The sequence below is a fragment of the bacterium genome, assembly GCA_030247525.1.
Lineage (GTDB): Bacteria > Electryoneota > JAOADG01 > JAOADG01 > JAOADG01 > JAOTSC01.
The window spans coordinates 1-19,950 of sequence record JAOTSC010000011.1; the positions used below are offsets into that span (position 1 = coordinate 1).

Annotated in this window: 20 protein-coding genes and 1 riboswitch; of the genes, 1 reads left to right on the forward strand and 19 read right to left on the reverse strand. The window is 48.2% G+C overall.

What is annotated here, in order from left to right:
* The 10 genes from OEM52_02085 to OEM52_02130 all read right to left on the reverse strand — a co-directional run.
* The coding region (locus OEM52_02085; GenBank protein ID MDK9698927.1) for a radical SAM protein at window positions 1-768 on the reverse strand (768 nt) is incomplete at its 3' end.
* Entirely contained in the window at window positions 743-1,339 is a 597-nt protein-coding gene (locus tag OEM52_02090; protein MDK9698928.1) for a molybdenum cofactor guanylyltransferase, read from the reverse strand. The genes OEM52_02085 and OEM52_02090, both read right to left, overlap by 26 nt.
* 50 nt (window positions 1,340-1,389) lie before the next feature.
* Window positions 1,390-1,506: riboswitch (molybdenum cofactor riboswitch) on the reverse strand.
* A gap of 77 nt (window positions 1,507-1,583) precedes the next feature.
* Window positions 1,584-2,240, reverse strand: a complete 657-nt coding sequence (locus OEM52_02095) for a rhodanese-like domain-containing protein (GenBank protein MDK9698929.1) — start codon at window positions 2,238-2,240, stop codon at window positions 1,584-1,586.
* 17 nt (window positions 2,241-2,257) lie between these two features.
* Window positions 2,258-2,848, reverse strand: coding sequence for a YeeE/YedE family protein (locus tag OEM52_02100; GenBank protein MDK9698930.1), 591 nt, complete (start codon window positions 2,846-2,848; stop codon window positions 2,258-2,260).
* A complete protein-coding gene (locus OEM52_02105) occupies window positions 2,845-3,426 on the reverse strand; it encodes a YeeE/YedE family protein (protein ID MDK9698931.1) in 582 nt (193 codons plus the stop codon). The genes OEM52_02100 and OEM52_02105 overlap by 4 nt, the downstream gene beginning before the upstream one ends.
* Window positions 3,427-3,450: 24 nt before the next feature.
* Complete coding sequence (gene nrfD / locus OEM52_02110) at window positions 3,451-4,434, reverse strand: polysulfide reductase NrfD (protein MDK9698932.1); 984 nt, start codon at window positions 4,432-4,434, stop codon at window positions 3,451-3,453.
* A 20-nt stretch (window positions 4,435-4,454) separates the two neighbouring features.
* The gene (locus OEM52_02115; protein MDK9698933.1) at window positions 4,455-5,426 is read right to left on the reverse strand and encodes a hypothetical protein; all 972 of its coding nucleotides are present in this window, start codon (window positions 5,424-5,426) and stop codon (window positions 4,455-4,457) included.
* A 13-nt stretch (window positions 5,427-5,439) separates the two neighbouring features.
* Entirely contained in the window at window positions 5,440-5,979 is a 540-nt protein-coding gene (locus tag OEM52_02120) for a 4Fe-4S dicluster domain-containing protein (GenBank protein MDK9698934.1), read from the reverse strand.
* A 1-nt stretch (window position 5,980) separates the two neighbouring features.
* Complete coding sequence (locus OEM52_02125) at window positions 5,981-6,850, reverse strand: molybdopterin-dependent oxidoreductase (GenBank protein ID MDK9698935.1); 870 nt, start codon at window positions 6,848-6,850, stop codon at window positions 5,981-5,983.
* 18 nt (window positions 6,851-6,868) lie between these two features.
* Window positions 6,869-8,191, reverse strand: a complete 1,323-nt coding sequence (locus OEM52_02130; GenBank protein ID MDK9698936.1) for a molybdopterin-dependent oxidoreductase — start codon at window positions 8,189-8,191, stop codon at window positions 6,869-6,871.
* A gap of 195 nt (window positions 8,192-8,386) precedes the next feature.
* Between OEM52_02130 and OEM52_02135 the strand changes: the two genes are divergently transcribed.
* The gene (locus OEM52_02135; GenBank protein ID MDK9698937.1) at window positions 8,387-9,301 is read left to right on the forward strand and encodes a LysR family transcriptional regulator; all 915 of its coding nucleotides are present in this window, start codon (window positions 8,387-8,389) and stop codon (window positions 9,299-9,301) included.
* 20 nt (window positions 9,302-9,321) lie between these two features.
* On the opposite strand, the gene OEM52_02140 is transcribed toward OEM52_02135, so the two are convergent.
* Genes OEM52_02140 through ygeW form a run of 9 tightly spaced genes read right to left on the reverse strand, consistent with a single transcriptional unit; the run spans window position 9,322 to window position 19,927 of the window.
* Window positions 9,322-10,809 (reverse strand): beta-N-acetylhexosaminidase, encoded by a 1,488-nt coding sequence (locus tag OEM52_02140; protein ID MDK9698938.1) that lies wholly within the window; start codon window positions 10,807-10,809, stop codon window positions 9,322-9,324.
* 1 nt (window position 10,810) lies between these two features.
* Window positions 10,811-12,751 (reverse strand): sodium:solute symporter, encoded by a 1,941-nt coding sequence (locus tag OEM52_02145; GenBank protein MDK9698939.1) that lies wholly within the window; start codon window positions 12,749-12,751, stop codon window positions 10,811-10,813.
* Between the two features lie 59 nt (window positions 12,752-12,810).
* Window positions 12,811-13,764, reverse strand: coding sequence for an endonuclease/exonuclease/phosphatase family protein (locus tag OEM52_02150; protein ID MDK9698940.1), 954 nt, complete (start codon window positions 13,762-13,764; stop codon window positions 12,811-12,813).
* Window positions 13,765-13,771: 7 nt separating this feature from the next.
* Window positions 13,772-14,887, reverse strand: a complete 1,116-nt coding sequence (locus OEM52_02155; GenBank protein MDK9698941.1) for a carbohydrate-binding family 9-like protein — start codon at window positions 14,885-14,887, stop codon at window positions 13,772-13,774.
* A complete protein-coding gene (locus OEM52_02160) occupies window positions 14,877-15,860 on the reverse strand; it encodes a glycoside hydrolase family 130 protein (protein ID MDK9698942.1) in 984 nt (327 codons plus the stop codon). The genes OEM52_02155 and OEM52_02160 overlap by 11 nt, the downstream gene beginning before the upstream one ends.
* An 8-nt stretch (window positions 15,861-15,868) precedes the next feature.
* Window positions 15,869-16,711 (reverse strand): XdhC/CoxI family protein, encoded by an 843-nt coding sequence (locus OEM52_02165; GenBank protein ID MDK9698943.1) that lies wholly within the window; start codon window positions 16,709-16,711, stop codon window positions 15,869-15,871.
* Complete coding sequence (locus tag OEM52_02170) at window positions 16,708-17,268, reverse strand: nucleotidyltransferase family protein (protein MDK9698944.1); 561 nt, start codon at window positions 17,266-17,268, stop codon at window positions 16,708-16,710. The genes OEM52_02165 and OEM52_02170 overlap by 4 nt, the downstream gene beginning before the upstream one ends.
* Window positions 17,265-18,731: a pyridoxal-phosphate dependent enzyme gene (locus tag OEM52_02175; protein ID MDK9698945.1), complete on the reverse strand. Its 1,467-nt coding sequence runs from the start codon at window positions 18,729-18,731 to the stop codon at window positions 17,265-17,267. The genes OEM52_02170 and OEM52_02175 overlap by 4 nt, the downstream gene beginning before the upstream one ends.
* Window positions 18,731-19,927, reverse strand: coding sequence for a knotted carbamoyltransferase YgeW (gene ygeW / locus OEM52_02180; protein ID MDK9698946.1), 1,197 nt, complete (start codon window positions 19,925-19,927; stop codon window positions 18,731-18,733). The genes OEM52_02175 and ygeW overlap by 1 nt, the downstream gene beginning before the upstream one ends.
* Between the last annotated feature and the right edge of the window lie 23 nt (window positions 19,928-19,950).

Below are 19,950 nucleotides of genomic sequence, written 5' to 3' on the forward strand. Positions count from 1 at the left end.
TTTTAGTTGCTTGCCCGGAATGCGATACTGTTTTGCTGTCGCATGAATGGATTTGTTTGGATCTGCAATAAGCAGGTATTTTTCCGAAACGCGCAGTAAGATTTCTGAAAACGGGAGCAAACTCGCAGGTTGCCATTGGGTTCCACGAAACGGCATATACTCGATGAACCGTAATTCGACTGGTGTATCACAAAAATATTCGATAAAATCGCACAACTCATCATCATTAACATCCGCAGTAACAACCATGTTAATTTTCACGGTTAGATTTTCATACCGAAGTGCAGCGTTAATTCCGGCCAAAGTATCCGATAATTTATCAAAGCGGGTTATTTTCTCGAACCGCTCCGATTGAAGCGTGTCAAGACTGATGTTAACAGCACTTAGTCCCGCTTCCACCAATTGTTGAAGATGATCCTGCAAGAGTATACCGTTCGTTGTCATTGCTACTTTTTCGATGTTTGGAAATTGCGATACTTTTGCAATCAACCAGGCTAAATCCTTGCGAACGAGCGGTTCACCTCCGGTAAAGCGCACTTTTGTAATTCCTGCAGTTGCCATACATGCAATGACTCGAGACAATTCTTCCAATGTGAGAATTTCATCACGCTCACGCCATTTTACGCCGGTTTGTGGCATACAATAAGTACATCTCAGATTACAACGGTCGGTAACCGACACTCGCAAGTAGGTATGACGACGGAGGTGACCGTCGTACAGAGCGCTCGTCGAAGCAAGCGAGTTATTCACGAATTCTTGCATATTCATTAGGGGTATTGACACCCCGCAACAAATGCGATTGTACTGAAGAAATCGTAACCCATTCGACATGGAGTTGTTCGATAAATCGATGTACGGAGCGGTTTTCCGATTGTGCAATTGCGAACGCTACATCAGCAGATCGCGCCGGATAGTATCCGGGTAATGGCGCTAATCTTTCTTTGTTGTTATTGCGATACAATCGTATACACTGAGCGTCATCTGACATCAATGGAGTAACGATAGAAGGGGTAAGAAATGGCTGGTCACAACCGACAATAATATAACCATCTGCAATACCACTTTGCAGAATCGTAGCTATGCCCCCCATCGGACCTGCATTTGGCAACATGTCAGGGATGAATCGATAAGGAAACAAGTCTGGAAGGAACTCTGGACAGATTCCAACACAATAAACAAGAAGGCCAGCCCCTATCAATGCTTCCGCAACATGCGAGAGAATTGGTTTACCATCGGGCATCGGGAGCATGGCTTTTGGCGAACCCATCCGCAAACTCATACCGCCGGTTAGGATAACCCCAGCGATGTGATTTGGTTCTCCGTTGTCTTGTCGAGTCATATTGTTTGTCTATAATAAAAAAATGCGCACCCTTGCCGGAAGCGCATTGACGCTGCATAAGCAAGGCTCCTTTGAAAAAGCAGGCGACGCCGTTTCCCGTGTCACCCTATCGGCAGTATCACCAATTCTCCTGAAGAAGGCGGTACTGCTCGGAGCAATTTGAATATGTTTATACTCTATTCGATAGTTTTCCAGTTTGGTGTCTGAAGGTAAAACATGCTTTCGGAAAGTTCAAGAGCTTTCGTTAGCAGCCTTCTTTTTTCTTCTTGCCTCCACCGGTTGGAACTACCGGGAACACACCTACTGCAGGTAGTTTCGGCAACTCTTTTTGCATTGTTGTTTGCTCGGCGGCAGCACCGGTTTGCGGCGAACCGCCAAAGTGTTTACTGACCTCGATTATCTTTTTAAACTGCTGGCTTGCTTCAGCGTTGGCATTCTCTGGTAGCTTTGGAAACAGAACGCGATCCTTCCACTCCTCCAATCCTCCTCGTAGAATATACGCCCTGCGATACTGATTTGATCGAAGGAAAAACCATGCCTGGGCAGAATGAATGCCGCCCTCCGAATAGAGGATTACTTTTTCAGAGCGGGGAATTGCCGCAGTTACTAGTGAAGCTATCGGGATATTCTCCGACTGTGGAATATGATACTCAGAATACTCTTTTTCCGTCCGGAGGTCGATCAAGCGGAAATCGGCTTTTCCTTGTATCAGCCAATCGGCAAGCGACAACACATCAATATGATCGACCTCGTTATTGACGAGTAGTGAAAGCTCCTTCGTGTCGATCGTTACTTTTGCCCCGCGATAGGGCGAACCAGCGACAATCGCTAAAGCTCCTAACCCGATAGCAATTAATGCAAGCCTACGATTGCGAGACAGTTTTGACCAACCCATTTTCATACCACTCTCCCTATTATTTATGACTTGGCAGCCATTTTCTTTTCGACCCACTCCGCGCCAGCAAAACCACCCACTGCCATCAATACAACGGCAAACACGATGAATCCATAGGGAACATGCAACAATTGAGGCAAAGTGATGTTTCCCATCGGCGTTGCATAGAAAAAAGACTTCAACAAGGGGAACATTGCACCGAAAACGAAGATTCCGAAAATGACTCCGAGCAAATATGCAACACCGTCAAGCTTGCCAGTTGCAGCCGCGACACAGGACGTTCCGGGGCAATAGCCGCCAATTGCAAACCCGATTCCAAGCACTAATCCGCCGACGATTTGCGGCATTAGATATGTTGGATTGAGATACACTTGTGATAGATCGACGAATCCAATCCACGATAACCAAAAGAGACCTAACATCGCAGTAACGATTGCTGTAAACATTACTTTGAAGACACTGAGATCGGTTAAATAGAATTGCGCGACGAGTTTTTTACTGCTGCCAAAACCAGCACGTTCGAGAAAGAAACCGAAACCGATTCCGATCAGAAAAGCTACTATCAAGCTGATTTCATCGCCAAAAACCCCAAACTTGTATAACGGTGCGTTCATTTCCACTGTCTCCGAATGAAGTATGCCACTGCATACGCTCCTCCAAACACCATCATCATAAACGCCCAACTTCCGACATTTAGTAATGCTCCTCCGGTCAAAGCCTGTCCACTGGTACAACCACGAGCAAGTTTCGCTCCGAATCCCATAAGGGCTCCACCCAAAAATGCAAAGGCGAGCCGACCGGTTACTGATATTCTCGGACCACGTTCCGTTGTTACGTTCACTCGATGAGCAAGCATACCGGACAAGAATCCTCCAACAAACACTCCGAGTACTTCAAACACCAGCCAATCTTTTAATGGACTTTTTGAAGTGTCTGCAAGATATTCGGCATAAAACTCATTGGTCGTGGCATGAGTTGGCACAGTGCTTTGGACACCCATTGCAACCAGCGATGAGAATGCTCCGGAGGCGCCAAGACCACGTCCCATCACAACAAATGCCGCGAGCAATACCAGCCCTAATCCAATACCTGCAAGATAGGGGTTGGAATACGGTTGCGGCTTCTTCACGACCGCTTCGGCTGGATTCGAATGCGGCTGGTTTGTGAGGATAGCGGCAGAGACATCTGACATCGGATTTCCTCCTAACATACTCGATCAGTGTAAAACTGTTATAACCGGATTATTCTGTGGTGTGAGTAGCCAACTACTTTGCTGTCCGGCTGCGACGATAATGAACCGCAAGACGATACCGCCGCCAATGACAAGCAGCGGAGCAATAGGGGTGTGTTTCACTTTATGTGTGACGGCAAGGCTTTGCACAACAAGAGGAATCACAATACCAATCCCGACAACAAATACCCAGAACGGCGCGGCGTACTCGCCAATCAACAAGAGTTTGGCTGCGTTTTGATGAGCGGCGGTCGACGACAATAATCCAACCAGAAATAAAACGATAACAAACAACTCAATGATCAGAAATCCGTTATCAGCTTTTGCGAGAAGCTCCCGCTCGAATTTCTCTTGAGCGATTAGATGAACGAATGCAGCCGCCGCGGACAGACCCGAAATCACAAAGAGAAACCAGAGAATCGAACTATTCCATAAGGGACGCGCTCCCAATGCACTGAGCAGAATACCGGTGTACATCCCCAGCACTGCGCCCAAAGCCATATTAACGATACCGATGATTCGATAGGAATTCGGTAAGTCAGATATTCGACTCGACAACTTCATTAAGAACGACAATCTACTTTTCAGGAAGAATGGGATGTGTTCATGTATCTTCAAGAGGATTGTTGCGAGCAGCGCAGGATAGACAAGAAGCAAAATCCACGAACCCCACGACATGGGTGATGTTGGTTGGAAGGTAGTGTACAACCGCCAGACATAGAGCTTGTGTTCGAGATCGAGAAACAATGCAAACATCCCAAGCGAAAGAAAAACGATACCAAGCAACGGCATCGTATAACACATGCTGCGAGATGTTTTGTGTCGTCCCGATAACAAGAAGTACCCTCCAATCATCATCATACCGGCAACCAATCCCCCTAAAAACAGATAGACCGGGATTTGCCATTCCCAAATGTGCATTACGGGGTCGATCTGGATGTTATGACGGGTTATCGTTACTTCGTGCATTGCGCATACTCCGATACCAACTACGATTTAGCTATTGGTAACATGTTTGCCGCTTGCAAAACTGCGAGCGCTTCCACTGTAACAAACACGTTGGCGTGTATTTTACTTGTTCCACCCCAATCGACTTGAGAGAAACCGCTTAAGGTTGACTTGGTCTGTTGGTACCACTTCTCTTCACACGGGAAACCGCCATCCGGGAGCATTTTTGATTGTAGCAATTCGAGTGCTGGCTGGCTGCGAAGATCGAGTAGGAAACCACCTTCGCACAAAACTCGCAAACCAAGTAGAATGTCATAATGCCAAAAACTCGGATAGTGAAGCTTCGTAAAATGGTGATCGATGATTTGATCATTCGTCAATCGGCGATACAATTTTCGACTTAAAAAAAGTTCGGCGGCTCGGATAACTGCGGCTCGGGCACTTTCATCGTTTCGCCAATTTGCATAGGCGATAAGACCCCGGAGTGGAGAGATCGATTCGTGAAAGGAGGAATGAATCGCTGCGGGATGTTTATCACAATTCCAACCGCCGTCGTTCCATTGCCATTGTAGTAGATTGGCGGCTAACTCGTCGCAGCGGCTATCGGCGATTCCGAGCGTGCAGGTTGCGAACAGTGCATTCCCCTCTTGCGATGCACACGTCCGCACCCTGCCGTCGATCACTCTCACATAGTGTTTGTTTTTTCCTTTCGCGATCCAATGATTCAATACCGCTTCTCTTAACGGGTACAGTTCTTTGCTATCAACGGGATAACCAAGCTCCGCCAGTAAAACAAGTGACCAATGTGCCCCATGCCATTTTGCGTAAACATCGTCAAGCGTGCATCCGGCAAGTAATCGTCGGGTACGATCCGACTGCTTTATGAGAATGCGCATTCGCTTAACAGACGGAGTATTTGGCGATTCACCCAGAATTGCCGTGAGGGCTCGCCAGCGCACCGACGGTTCCGCAGATTGCAGTATACGCTCGATCATTTTGTCGCTTATTGGCACAGCTCTCTCATTGCTAACTCAAGTAATAGACATGTGGTGCAGTGCCAGCTTCCGGCAACAGGGCGTGATACTTACGCGATCGCAAATGCTTACTGACTTCACTCTCGGGATCTTCAATATCTCCGAAATACATACAATGGGTTGGGCAAACCGAGACACATGCTGGATTTTTTCCTTGCTCCACCCGATGGATACAAAATGTACATTTATCGGCATAACCATCAGGATGAATGAAGCGGGCATCATAGGGACAAGCTGCGAGGCAAGCTTTGCATCCAATACACTTAACTTGTTCGACCAAGATGACCCCGCCTAAATCATGGATATGGCTGGCACCAGTCGGACAACAGTAAACACAAGGCGGATTGTCGCAGTGGTTGCAACGTTCGCTCCTCAACTCCATATGCAAGTCAGGGAATTTTCCGGTAACCTCCTGCGTCAACCAATCGCGATCAAAACCTTGCGGAACATGGTTCTCTGTTTTACATGCGATAACACAATCCATGCAACTGACGCATTTCAGCGTATCGATCACCATTGCAAAGCGCGCCATGTTACACCTCGCCCGGTACGATAGTAACGAAGTTCACATTCATCGCCGTCCCCCCCATCAACGGATCGACTCGATACTTAGTAATAAGTTGCGAATCGCTGGCACCTTTGCGGTAGGTATGCTTTACCCGCTTCACCGTGTGCCCGAATCCATGAACCATGAACACAGAATCGGGTCGAATTCGCTCAGTCACTTTTACTTTGATTGGGTCGCTGACAATACCATCTTGATTCTTCAACTTCACTTTATCGCCACTCTTTAACTCGAGTCGTAGAGCAACATCGGCATTCAACCAGATTTCATTTTCCGACATTACATCCGAAAGTAGACGATTGGTTTGGGTTCGGCTGAAAGAGTGCATCGGCGCTCGACCATATAGTAAACGGAAATATCCCGGTGGCGGTTCTTCCGGTGGGGTGAATTTGGGAATTGGATCGTATCCCGCTTGCAGCAACTGTAAGGAATAGAATTCAACTTTTCCCGATGGGGTGGGAAACTCAAGCGGCACGCCTTCTTCTTGGAAGATTGGATGATGCGCTCCGACGATTACTCCATCGCGCTTCAATTGAGCATAGTCGTAACCAGCTTTCGATAACCTTGTTGTGAAGTATTCCTCGATATCTTGCCATGGAAAGTAATGGGATAATCCTAATTTACCGGCAAGTTGCTTCGCCATCCACCAATTCGGCTTTTGATCATGCGGTGCTTTCACAACTGGCTGTCGCAATGCTATAAACGGTTCGCGGAACCATTCGACATTGAGGTCGTCGTGACGCTCGAGGTAAACCGATTCGGGGAGTATCACATCTGCCCACCCTGCAATTTCACTCGGAACAACATCGACTACGACAAGTAAATCAAAGTTTTGAATAGCTGAGATTGTCTATTTTTAACTGGGCAATGCTTGCAATAAGTTCGTAGAGTATACGAACAAAACTTTTACGGGATAAGGCTTTCCTGTGATTGTTGCTTCACGGATACCGTTCGTAATCGTCTCGTGGGCGAATGGGTATCTGTGTTCGGGATTGTCAACTTTTTCCTTTTCTGATGGTGGATAGTGCGGATAAGGATAACCGGGAACGTCAAGCGAAGCCGGAGTGTAGAAACCGCCTTTCTTGCCCCAATTTCCCATCAAAGCATTGAGTAATGCAATTGCGCGACTGCGCTGAGCATCGTCACCGTACCAAGTTACATGACGTCCAGGGTGAATGAGTGTCGCAGGGCGATAGCGCGCCATTTCCCGTGCGGTGTTACGAATTTTCTCGGGATCAATGGTTGTGACAGGATATGCCCATTCCGGCGTGTATTGTGCGATTTCAGCAGCAAATTGCTCAAATCCAAAACCATACTTTGCTACAAACTCGATATCGTATAGCCGTTCAGTTACAAGTACATTCATCCAAGCCAAGAGTAAGGCAAGATCGGTACCGGGCTTAACCGGTAAATACCATTTGGCTTTTCCGGCTGCAATTGAAAAGCGGGGATCGGCGACAATTAAAGCTGCGCCATTACCAATCGCTTCCGCGAATTCCTGCACTTGACTGTTGTGCATGTTTTCACCGAGATGCGATCCAATCAATACGATACATTGGGCGTTTTTTATATCCGTGCGTTCCGGTGAACCCACATCTTCGCCAAAGGTGAGTCGAAATCCAACATCACGGGGACCGCGACATTGAGCAAACGAGGGAGCTGTGATATTCGGCGAACCGTAAGCCTTGAAGAGATGTTTGAAGAAATTTCCACCGATGCCGTGGCTAAACAACGCCATCGCTTCAGCACCATACTGCGCTTTCATCTTCGTCATTTTATCGGCAATGTAACCGAGTGCCTCATCCCAGGTAACTTCCGTCCACTCTTCCCCACCGCGCGCTTTTCTTCGCATGAGTGGCGCTCGTAACCGGTCGGGATCGTAGTGGGCTCCTACACCGCCGGTACCCCGGGGACACAGTCTCCCGCGGCATAACGGATCTAATGGATTCCCTTCGACTTTCCACATTTTACCATCGATAACGTGTGCAATTGCGCTGCATTTCCAAAAACAGATATCGCAAAACGTAGGTATCATTTCGAGGTGGGATTTATTTTTTCCGTCGATAACGTCCGTAGCTTGTGCAACGAGTTTCGACCAATCGACAAGTGGAGCGGTTGCGGCGGCAGTGGCACCCACACCTGCAATCTTTAAAAACCTTCTTCGGGATAACGGGTCCATTTTGACCTCAACACGGGTATCGGAAATGACCGGTGGGACGTGGGAATGCTTGCGATATCGGTCATGCGCAATATATCACATAACTGATAATTTGTCAAGTCTACTATTGATTTTCTTTATATGATTGTATACGTTGTTACTACCACTTAATTTTATCTTTTACACGGAGTTGTACTACTCCTATGGAGCTTGGTAATGATCCTCGATAAACGAATGCAGGTGTTTTTGGCGGTCGCAAATGCAGGTAGTTTCAGTAAAGCAGCTCGTCAATTGGGTTTAAGTCAACCGGCACTAAGCTTTCATGTTAAGTCGCTTGAATCGGATCTTGGAGAAGAGCTTTTCAACCGGCAAGGGAGAAAAATATCACTGACTCCGGTTGGCTTAGAGCTGTTTCGCAGTGGCAATAAACTCGCCGCTCAAGTTCAAAGTATAGAGATTGAACTAACCCGTTTTAGTAAGCACATTCATAGCAAGATTGGATTGGGCGGCGATTCGCTTACTTGTGCATATACACTACCGTGGACAGTGGCTGCTTACCGAAAAGCCCATCCAGCAACAGTTTTTAGTTACCGTCACTTCAACCGAGAGTTGCTCATTGAGGGAATCGCCGAGGGGACACTCGATATTGGATTTGCGGGGAGTAAAGTAGAACACCGAAAGATCGATGTTCAACCTTGTTTCAACGATGAAGTTATTCTTGTTGCTGCCAGTAATTCTCCCGCAAAAGTGATTACCTGTGAGGGATTACGTGAATTGCCCATTATCTGGTTGACATCGGACCAAGGGCTGGAAATGGCAGTACAACAAGCGTTAAAATTACACGGAATATTGCCAAATCAATTACCTATTGCGATCGAAGTAGAAGAGTTGCCGCTTGCAAAATCATTTGTCGAGGCGGGATTCGGGGCAGCATTCATGTCACGAATAGCTGTTTTATCAGAGTTGCGAAATCATCAACTACGTGAAGTGAAAATCCATAGATTAGAGATTACTCGGACAACTTACCGGCTCACTCGAAAAGAAAAACAGCCACGTGAAAATATCAACGAGTTTATCACTTATCTACAGCAACAGCTTTGGGTGGAGAAACTCGCTTTACCCTCTTCGTGAAATGTTAAGAAGCAGCACTATCATGGCTTCCGAAAACTGATCCTTCGCTGTTGCCAAATTGGTATCTCTTGTTCGACTCGTTTCATGAAATCTGCATAATCCCGCCGCTCTGGCTTCGTCCAGAGCGCTTCCGCCATCGCGGTAATTCTTGGAAACAGCATGTATTCCAGATGGCTCCAGTTCGGGATTCGCTCGGTCCAGACATTCCCCTGTCCCCCAAGAATCGATTTACTTTGTTCGAGCGAAAGCTCGGGTGGAAAGGGATCGAATTCGTACACCCGCGCTAAGGGTAAATCATTGGGAAAAGCTTCTGGTTCGGTCTCACGGGGACCTTGGTAGTAATCGAAATAGCAGTGCGAGGTCGGCGACATAATCGCCTGATGACCTGCCTCAACAGCTGCGATACCGCCGGCAACGCCGCGCCACGACATGACAATCGCACTTTGCGCTAAGCCGCCCTCCAGAATCTCGTCCCAACCAATCGCTTGCTTGCCCCGCTCCTGCAAATGCTTAACGATTCTGTGAACGAAATAGCTTTGCAACTCTTCAAACGAGTCGATTCCTTCCGATTTCATCCGGGCATGGCAATGGGGGCACTGTTTCCAACGGACTTTCGGACACTCATCCCCGCCGATATGGATGTACTGCCCGGGAAAGAGCTCGATAACTTCATCGAGAATTGTTGTGAGAAACTCGAAGGTCGCTTCTTTACCCGAACAATAAACGTCTTCGAAGACACCCCATTCGGTCGGTACCGGTTGCACAACTCCCGTGCAACCTAATTCGGGATAGGCGGCAAGCGCTGCCCGTGAGTGACCTGGCAACTCAATTTCCGGTACGACTGTGATACAAAGAGTTTCGGCGTAGGCGACAACCTCTTCAATCTCCTCACGGGTGTAGAAGCCGCCATACCGGTTCCCGAGCGCGTCGGTACGCCATGCGCCAATTTCCGTCAATCGCGGATAGCGCTTCGATTCGATTCGCCACCCGTGATCGTCGGTTAGATGCCAATGAAAACGGTTAAATTTGTAACGGGCGAGATAGTTGAGAAAACGCTTCACTTCCGCCACGGTATAAAAATGGCGACTGACGTCGAGATGCATGCCGCGCCATGGAAACCTTGGCGCATCGGCTAATTCTACAATTGGTAACGACCAACTACCTGATTCGTGAAGGTCGACTTCAAGGAGTTGTAACAATGTCTGCGCAGCATAGAAGAAACCGTTGCGTGAATACGCCTCAATCAAACCTACTTCGTGTTGCAACTTGATAGTATACTCTTCTTCCGACTCGATCGGTTGCGCACGTTTGCGAAATTCGATACGATAGGTACGCTGATTTTCAGTTGCCAAAGGCGAGTAGAGCGTTTCCAATATTTTAAACTGCGACTGTAAGTAGGCAATGACCGAATTTGCATCCGGCTCGTTGTCAGCAACCATCCACTGGGTCGTTCCAGAGATTTTTATCGTCTCATCGCTCTCGATTATCCGATTAGGGAGTGGTATCATATTACGCTTCGTTTTTCTCATTCGATTCGCGGATGAAACCGTCATCGGTATGATCGAGTTTTCTATTCTTTAAGGTTTTGAACATTCTCCCCATATCCTTAAAACCGCCGAAGGTAAACCAGAAGACCGTTACTACTGCTAATCCGATATTGATTGCCAACTGAATTTTCCAGAAAGTCATCCAACCGGAATCGGATACCTCATGACTCAAATTGTAGATCGTCCCGTAGATGAAAACGCCGAACCACGCGAATGTCCAAACATAGTTTACAATGTAGATGATGCGATCGCCGCGGGTAAACTCTTTTCCCATTCCCAGAACTTTCCAACCGCGCTGCGCAACCGGCTCAGCATTTTCTTCACCGGGAATTGCATATTGTCCGCGGTGGAATAGTTTATCGAAGTTATAAGGCTTTCGTTTCCCTAACAGCGACACGATGACAAAAACCGCCGCCGAGAAAAACATCGACAGTCCCCAGAATTCCTGACCGTTGATGAAGAAATCTTCGATGTACTGATGAATGATGATACCAGCGACGGAAATTGCGGAACCAGTTAACATTGCCGCCCAAGCCGCTGCTGCAGTACCGTATTTCCAGTAGAGACCGCCGATAATTACTGCACCGGAACCGCCGGCAAAAATTGCACCGGTAATAGCGAAGAAGAGGAAAATGTATTGGGTTTGTTTGAACAGCAGACTAAAGAAGAAGATGAAGATTGCGACAAAAAGTATCGAGAGTCGGAGGATCAACAAGTGTTGCTTAGTCTCGAACGGACGTTTACGAATCGGTAGTATCACGTCCTGTACAAGAATGCTGCCCCATGAATGGAGATAACTATTTATCGTCGTGATAGAAGCGCACAACATCAATGCCGCAAACGCACCGATTAAGCCATTCGGCAATAAGTGCTGCAAGACTAATGGTACTTTCAATTGACTGCGAACTGCCTCAGTGCTGACGCCGCGCAATTGATCGGCGATGGTTGCAGCGAGTGCAGAAAAAGCTGGATGATTCAAAACCATAAATGCGACGATGGGAATGAAAGCAAGCATTACATTTTGCGGCATCCCCCGCCATAATCCGACGACGCCCGCCATTTTAGCTTCGTGTGCATTCTCGGCGGACGAGTTGTAACCCTGTGTCCCTTGCCACGACATGGCACTGTACAAAAATCCGACCACACCAATCAGGAAATACCACAAATTGAAGTCTTTTACATTACTGGTGTGAAAGGGGTTGATCATCGATTGGTTGGCAGGAGCCATCTTCAACGCTTCTTCTAACATTGTCCAATCAATGGTAAAGACGAAGTACAATACGATGACAACCATTGCAATATTAACGAAGACACCCTGTAAAAAGTCGGCAACAATCACCGCTACCTGCCCGCCAGAAAACACAAACCAGAGCGCAAGCGAGATGATACCAACCATTAGGAAAGCAAAAGTCGACCATTCAACTCCAAACAACTCAAACGTTTGTGGAAAACCGCAGAAGTAGAGAAAGAATCGCGCTTCAACCGCCGGAAAAATTCCCATATTGATGATCCCGGCAACAAAGGCGACGATGCCAGTGAATATCCGAAAGCTTCGATTGTAACGGATCTCAAAGAATTGGGCAAGCGTTAAGCAGCGCGTTTGCCGGAAGCGGTAGATCACCCAACCGGCAACCGTAGCGAACAATACAACGATTCCCATCGTCATACCCCACCAACTCATCGAAAAACCGGCAAGCAAATTCATCTCGAAATTTCCGACTACGGTAATCGCGCCAAGCCCGGCAACTCCACTCGATACAGCGATGATATATCTGCCGGCGGATCTTCCTGCCGATAAAAAGTCGGCAACACTACGCATGTGAGTGCGACTGGCAAACAACCCGGCAAGCATGATAACAAATACGAAGATGACAATGCTCCAATCCAAGGGCGTCAAAATCATGGATAGCTCCGTATAATGGTGGTTAGGTTAAACGGTAGAAGAATTCGATAACACATGGATTACTTACGAGCAACCGGAAATCGGACATCTACAACAACTGGTAAGTGATCGGAGGGGAAACTCGCCCGCGATGTATAATCGGTCAACGTCGCATACCGAAGAACATCGATTTGGTTGGAAACGAATATGTAATCGATGCGTTCGCCGTGAAAATCCGCCCGCGGATCGAATCCGTAGTAAGTGTATTCCGGGCCGATGGGCGGTTGTTGCGTAACAACTCGAGAATCGTAAAATGCTCGTTGCTCTCGGTTAGAACTCGTTGTCATCACGCGGTACCCGAAATCTGCAGGGGAAGAGTTGAAGTCGCCAGTTACAATTTGATGTATTTCTTGCGATAGTATTTTTCCGAGTGAATCACAAAGTTGCTTACTCCGTTGGACGAGCAGTTGGGCGCTTTCATTGCGAGCGTTGACTCCGATATGGTCGAAGTGGGTATTCATTACGAGGAAGGAAGTCGATGTGTTTTTCCGGTGAAACATCGCATAGGTTGCAATGCGCGGCAATACGGCATCCCATCCGACTGAAATCGTATCGGGCGTTGGCGAAAGCCAGAAGGTGCCGCCAAAAGTTTGCTTGCCGGGTTGCTTGCCGCCGGGCAGCGCCAATAATTCCAGCGCAGTTGTATCGTAGAAAATAGCGCAAAATTCGCCTTGCTCTTTACCATCGTCCCGTCCGACGCCAACTCTGCGATAGGTAGTTAAGTTGGAATCGAGATACTGCAATTGATGTACTAATCCCTCTTGCGTACAAAAGACTTGGGGTTGATGAAACCGGACCATCGATACGATGGTTGCTTTGCGAAAATGCCAATTGTCAAGGCTATCGCCGGGATTATCGTAGCGAAGATTGTAGGTCATAATCCTAAGATCGTCCACGGCATGCGCTTGCAAAACGAGCACAAGCGAAGCGAACATGAAAAGGTATAGATAAGAACCTTTGAGATATCGTTTCATAGGACGATTACTTTCGCGTTTGCCAAGTTCTACCAGTTTCGTCGATGTGCCAAATCCAAGTGGAATCGGCGGCTGGAATGGTTACTTCAAATCCGGAATTGGTGATATAAGCCTTTGCACCTGCGGCGGATGGGTGTTTCAACGTTTCGAGATTATCGGAAAACGGTCGTTGGGATTCCTGCCGGTTGCGTTGCCAATAGTACACTTGGCGAAGCTGCCACAATGTCTTTTCGTCAGGATTCTCGCGAATCGATGCCTTCGCCGTTCCAACCTGATTGGTGGAAAACTGTACGACACCCCACATCTCGGGATAATGCATATTAACGAGACCTTGTGGTGACCAGACCCAGTTATCTTCCGGGTATTGCTTGCCATTCATCGGATCGAGTGATTTTTTGTAACCGCTGCCAATCGATTCCGTTCGCCATTGCACGCGAGAGAAGTTCACTTTCCATTGATCGCCATCTTTCGGTGGAGAATTGCGATGGGCACATTCACTCAGCACTTTCCACGGAAAAGCGATCTCCAATGTCCAAGCGGAATCAATATCCGCCGGTTGATTGATCGTTCCGAACAGTTTTACGGCGGTCTTCAATCCGGCAATATCCCATGCGTTGACCGCTGGACCACCATCGCGGTAGGGTTTGATTAATAGCAAGTCCCAAACCGTATTCAACGCATTCATTTCAAATTCATAGTATTGGTGGGTGTCGCCATCGGGGTCGATGAACACTTCAAAATCGTTCTCGTGGAAAATGACCATGTCGCGTTTGTCGTAAGTCGCCCAGAGTTGAGGTTCTTGCAGCCATGCAGCGATGTAGAAATACTCCTCGTCCCACAACATTTTTACTTTTGTTTGAAAGCGTGGCGTTATCCGGCTACTCCCCTCGATATCGGTAAAGTCGCTTGTCCAAGAAGCGGCGGACCAGTCCACTTCGTCAAGTGCCCCATCGATAACGATTGGAGTTTGCGAACGGTAACAAACGTATTGTTGGGGAATGTAAGATATCAGAGGTACAGGGAATTTTTTCGGTAGGTCTTCCGCTCTGGTGAAACTCGTTGTACACAACAAAGCGCACACTGTAAGAACCATTGACAATCGGAGGTACTTACTACAATTCATCGTCTACTCCTTCATAACAAGCATTCAGTAAATCCTGCACCGTTCCCTCCAGCAGTCCGACAACCGTATCGGCAGCACCATAGTATAATTTGAACTCGCTCGATGGAATGGCATATCCTTCCGAATCATATTGCTCCACGATGAGACCTGATGGAAACACGACGTTGGGCACTTGTCCGATTAGTTCATATAGTTCGCGTGGCTCCAAGATATTCAAGCGACTGCGTGCGATAACGTGTTGTGGTCTCTGCAAATCTAATAATGCAACGCCAGCTTGATAAATGTTCGCACTGGCAAAATGGGTGGCAACCCCATGATACACCAATAACCAACCGTGTCGCGTTTTGACCGGCGCAGGTCCAGCGCCAATTCGTTCATCCCAATAATGCCAACGCCCTTGCAGCACACTGGCGGTTCGCTGCCAATTCCACATATCCGCCGATTTTGAAAGGACAATGGTATCGCCACTCACCGGTCCGTGCGACAAGGCAACAGTATTGGGTCGTTCCAGCAATAGGAAATTATCCGCAATGCGCTCGGGAAACAGGACTCCATTGCGGCTGTCATCCGGCGAAATCAGGTCGAGGAAATCAAACGTAACAAAATCGGTCGTTACTGCAAGCCCTAATCGGCATTCGGAGTCAAAGTCGATGGCGAAAACAATATAGTACTTATCGTCGATTGGCGTAATGCGCGCATCGTATACATGATAGTACTTCGCCGGGATCCGTTCGATCCCTCGAAAAACAATCACCCGGGGTTGGATAATGAAGCGAACGCCATCTTCGCTCTCCGCCAGCATCATTCGAGTTTCACGGCCGCGGGTTTGCACCCGGAGTAGCAGTAAATACTTATTATCAAATTTTACCGCGCTGGGATTAAACACCGACGATATATCGGTCAAGGTCGGCGAAATCGCCGGTACATCATGTCTGGTAAGGATTGGGTTGCGGGGGTTGCGGTGTATTGCCATAGTGAAATTTACGGGAGTCGAGTCGGCGATAACAACGGATTCGGGTTGATTTCAATTTTTTTCATCCCGTTCCTTACCGCTAACAATTGTGCGAGAATGCTAATCGCGATTTCCTGAGGGGTGTGAGAACCAGTCGGTAAGCCGATAGGCGAATATACGCGTTCCAATTCGGTGCGAGCGACTCCACTCTCCATCATGCGATGAAACATGGTCTGCACCTTCGATTCGCTGCCGATTACACCGATAAATTGCAATGGAAATGCCAGCAATTGTCGAAGCACCGTTTCATCGTGCGTATGACCGTGGGTCATTACAATCGCAAACGCATTGGCTGCGAGCTTCAGCTGCGATACTTGCGAATAATCTTTGACAATTGTTTGAGAAGCATGGGGATGACGTTCACGATTCGCCCACTCCGGACGATTGTCGATCACGGTTACACAAAATCCGACCGTAGGCGCAAGCGCCGACAATGCAACTGCACAATGGCCTCCACCAAAAATGTACAAATGCTCTCCGGCGCCGATTGGTTCCACCATAACAACCAATGCTCCACCACATATCATCCCCGTCTTGGCACTGTCATCCGAAATTTTCCCTAAGTCAAAGCTCCAATTCGATACGGTGCTCGGTTGCTCTTGCAGAACGCGGTCGATCGCCATTTTCTCGATCGCACCACCGCCAATCGTTCCAAAAGTATTGCCGTCTCGATACACTAACTCCCGCATCCCGGCTTTTGCCGGAGTCGATCCATCGGAAGCAACCACAGTCAACAACCACAACGACTCGGAAGCTTTGTACGCATCGACAATTCTTTGATGAATTTCTAAGGAAACATTGCGGTTACTCATAGGTCGTCCAATGTATTTACATTTTTCACGATGCCCGGATCGTCTACCTCGATTCGCCACACAGGTATCGATGAACTGAGGATTACTTCGTTTAGCGGCATTGCGAGATCGCATTCCATTAGTAACGTTTGCGCTCGATAAGGCAGCAGAATCGGATGTCCCGTTTGGTTCCGGTAAGTTGGCTTAACGATCCCAGTTCCCGTTCGTTCGAATTCGCTCATCATCGTCGATATTGTTTTTGCTTGGACAAACGGATGATCGACCGGCGTAAAAAAAAACGCCTCGCAGGGGGGAAGCGCCTGCAATCCGCAAATCACCGATGAAACCATTCCCCGCGCCGGAGCGGGATTACAAACGATCTGACACGTGGGAACCTCGCGAATCGCCCAATCATTTATCTCAGGCGATGCAACCACGACAATAGGTTGAATATTCGCATCACGAAACAGACTCGCAACCGTCGCCAGAAAACTTTTACCATTCAGTTGCGCTTGCGCTTTCGGGATGCCGAACCGGCTGCCACTCCCTGCCGCTAATATGATCGCTGCAAAAGTCATCGTTCGTAAGTAAGTCGCGTATCGTAATTGAATTCCTCAATCATGCGATCAAACTCAACGATTTCCTCCTCAAAAAGTTCCTTCCAGTATTCGGGATTCCATTGCGCATTCAGCTCTTCCACCGATTTACCTTGCTGCTCGACCCACGTATAATATTTCAGGTTATGAACCGCTTTCCGGTCGTAATAGTTCAATTCGCGGAAGGCGTCGATGCGCTGCCGCTGCAATGCGGCAACATAATCGGCAATCGCATTACGACTTTGATACGCACCATCGGACGCGGTTAACTCTTGCAATCGCGATTGATACATTTCTGCGGAGTCCGTAAACACCGTCACAATGGTATCGTTCTCGTCGTACTCGAAATATTTCGCGGTTTTTATAGCAGCGAGCAAATTACAAATACTCGAGATTCCCAATAACGGCAGATTGTTGATAGTGGTTTCCGGAATTCCAACTTGCAACAACTCTTCGCGACCCGCTGGCTCGTTGAACAACCGTAGCAGCGCCATACAATCAGCATCATCGATGGCTGCAACAGCGTCGGTATTGCGAACGTTATGAACCCACGGAATGTGCTTGTCGCCGATTCCTTCGATGCGATGCGCGCCAAAACCGTTGCGATATATTGTCGGGCATTGCAACGCTTCGGTTGCGACAATTTTCGTATCGCGATAGATGGATTTCAGGTAATCGCCAGCAGCAATCGTTCCCGCTGAACCCGTCGCAGAGATAAACGCCGCTACGCGATTCTTCGGATACCGGCTCATGAGCGCTTCTTCCAACGCCGGGCCGGTTATGTTGTAATGAAAGATCGGATTTCCGAATTCTTCAAATTGATTAAAAATGACATTGTGAGAATCAGTGCGCAGCTCGGCGCATTTATCGTAAATTTCTTTCACATTCGATTCGCATCCGGGTGTTGCAATAACTTCCGCACCAATCTCCCGCAGCCAATCGAATCGCTCCTTCGACATCTCTTCGGGTAAAATGGCAATCGCCGTACAATCGAGTAACGCACAATCGAACGCACCACCCCGACAGTAGTTTCCGGTCGAAGGCCACACCGCTTTTTGATTATCGGGATCGAATTCACCCGAAACCAGTCGCGGCACCAAGCAACCAAACGCGGCACCGACTTTGTGCGCTCCGGTAGGAAAGTACTTTCCGACCAGTCCGATAATTTTTGCCCGCACTCCGGTTAGCTCGGATGGTAATTCTATCGCATTGACTGCGCCGTATCCGCCACTCACGATATCGTTTTTCCAAGAGATGCGAAAGAGATTCAACGGGTGAACGTCCCACAACCCAACTTTCTTCAGCTTCGCCACAATGGCAGGAGAAATCGTTTCCGGGTGACGCAATTGCTGGAATGTTGGAATCAAGATATTGTGTTTTCGACAACGCTCGATAGTACGAGCGCGCACTTCCGGATCGATACGGCGAACAATTTTCGACGACATTATAGAATTCCTTTCCGCATCGTGCCTTTTTTCAATAGCGACGATAACACCGCAACCGGTTCCGGTGAGCGGGTGAGTAAAATCATCGCTGCAATCACGAACGGTTTCCATCCCGCTTCGCGGTAGGTATCCAAGCGATAGCGGTTAAACACACTGGCAGACACTTCACCGCGTTCGCAACTGACGCTGGAGATGTCGGCCGGCAGGCAATGCATATAAAGCGCAGCGCCGTTGTTCGTTTTCTTCATCAACGATTCGGTACATTCCCAGGTGCGGAAACGAGCGTTCTCCGCTAAACACTCTTTTTCCAATTTTTTAAGACCATCTTTGTCACCTTTTTGTAGCAAGGTCGTCCGGCGTTTCATCACTTCGTAAGGCGCCCACGATTTCGGATAGACAATATCGGCGCCTTCAAACGATGCTTTCATGCTATTGCTAACCGCGAATGTTCCACCGGATTCTGTGGCTTGTTGATGGGCTAATGCGATTACTTCCGGCAGTAAATCATATCCCGGCGGATGCGCTAAGGTTACCTGCATCCCGAAGCGCGTCATCAATCCGATAATGCCCTGCGGCACCGAGAGCGGCTTGCCGTAACTCGGAGAATGCGCCCACGACATTGTTATTTTCTTACCAGCGAGATTTTCCAAGGAACCGAAATGTTCGCGAAGATGCGCCAAATCGGCAAGGGATTGTGTGGGATGATCAATGTCGCATTGAAGGTTGATTACACTCGGGCGCTGCGGCAACACTCCCTCGTCAAACGATTCTTGAATTGCCGACGCAACTTCTCGCATGTATCGGTTTCCTTCGCCGAGATACATATCATCGCGGATACCGATGGTTTCGGTCATGAAGGAAATCATGGTTGCGGTTTCGCGCACGGTTTCGCCATGGGCAATTTGCGACTTAACCTCGTCAAGTTCCGAGAGCGACAATCCTAAAGCGCTGGCTGCCGAGGCAAAACTAAATCGAGTGCGAGTCGATTGGTCACGAAGAATCGAAATCGCGAGCCCGGTATCGAACATCCGGGTCGATTTTCCTTCGCGATGCAGCTCTCGCAGAATTTCCGCCGTCATCAGTAACGTGCGGATTTCGTCGGTGGTGTGCTCCCACGTCAAAAGAAAGTCGCGATTGTAAAACTTGGTTGGCAGCGATTTCAATACATTCAGGCGGTTCGGTTGTTTGGCTTGCATGTTGCTTTCCTGTTGGAGATGAT

Bases quoted from the DNA above. Each gene is read 5' to 3' on its own strand.
- OEM52_02090 (MDK9698928.1), bottom strand. From the start codon at position 1,339: ATGACTCGACAAGACAACGGAGAACCAAATCACATCGCTGGGGTTATC.
- OEM52_02095 (MDK9698929.1), bottom strand. From the start codon at position 2,240: ATGAAAATGGGTTGGTCAAAACTGTCTCGCAATCGTAGGCTTGCATTA.
- OEM52_02100 (MDK9698930.1), bottom strand. From the start codon at position 2,848: ATGAACGCACCGTTATACAAGTTTGGGGTTTTTGGCGATGAAATCAGC.
- OEM52_02105 (MDK9698931.1), bottom strand. From the start codon at position 3,426: ATGTCAGATGTCTCTGCCGCTATCCTCACAAACCAGCCGCATTCGAAT.
- nrfD (MDK9698932.1), bottom strand. From the start codon at position 4,434: ATGCACGAAGTAACGATAACCCGTCATAACATCCAGATCGACCCCGTA.
- OEM52_02120 (MDK9698934.1), bottom strand. From the start codon at position 5,979: ATGGCGCGCTTTGCAATGGTGATCGATACGCTGAAATGCGTCAGTTGC.
- OEM52_02130 (MDK9698936.1), bottom strand. From the start codon at position 8,191: ATGGACCCGTTATCCCGAAGAAGGTTTTTAAAGATTGCAGGTGTGGGT.
- OEM52_02135 (MDK9698937.1), top strand. From the start codon at position 8,387: ATGATCCTCGATAAACGAATGCAGGTGTTTTTGGCGGTCGCAAATGCA.
- OEM52_02140 (MDK9698938.1), bottom strand. From the start codon at position 10,809: ATGATACCACTCCCTAATCGGATAATCGAGAGCGATGAGACGATAAAA.
- OEM52_02145 (MDK9698939.1), bottom strand. From the start codon at position 12,751: ATGATTTTGACGCCCTTGGATTGGAGCATTGTCATCTTCGTATTTGTT.
- OEM52_02150 (MDK9698940.1), bottom strand. From the start codon at position 13,764: ATGAAACGATATCTCAAAGGTTCTTATCTATACCTTTTCATGTTCGCT.
- OEM52_02155 (MDK9698941.1), bottom strand. From the start codon at position 14,887: ATGAATTGTAGTAAGTACCTCCGATTGTCAATGGTTCTTACAGTGTGC.
- OEM52_02160 (MDK9698942.1), bottom strand. From the start codon at position 15,860: ATGGCAATACACCGCAACCCCCGCAACCCAATCCTTACCAGACATGAT.
- OEM52_02165 (MDK9698943.1), bottom strand. From the start codon at position 16,711: ATGAGTAACCGCAATGTTTCCTTAGAAATTCATCAAAGAATTGTCGAT.
- OEM52_02170 (MDK9698944.1), bottom strand. From the start codon at position 17,268: ATGACTTTTGCAGCGATCATATTAGCGGCAGGGAGTGGCAGCCGGTTC.
- OEM52_02175 (MDK9698945.1), bottom strand. From the start codon at position 18,731: ATGTCGTCGAAAATTGTTCGCCGTATCGATCCGGAAGTGCGCGCTCGT.
- ygeW (MDK9698946.1), bottom strand. From the start codon at position 19,927: ATGCAAGCCAAACAACCGAACCGCCTGAATGTATTGAAATCGCTGCCA.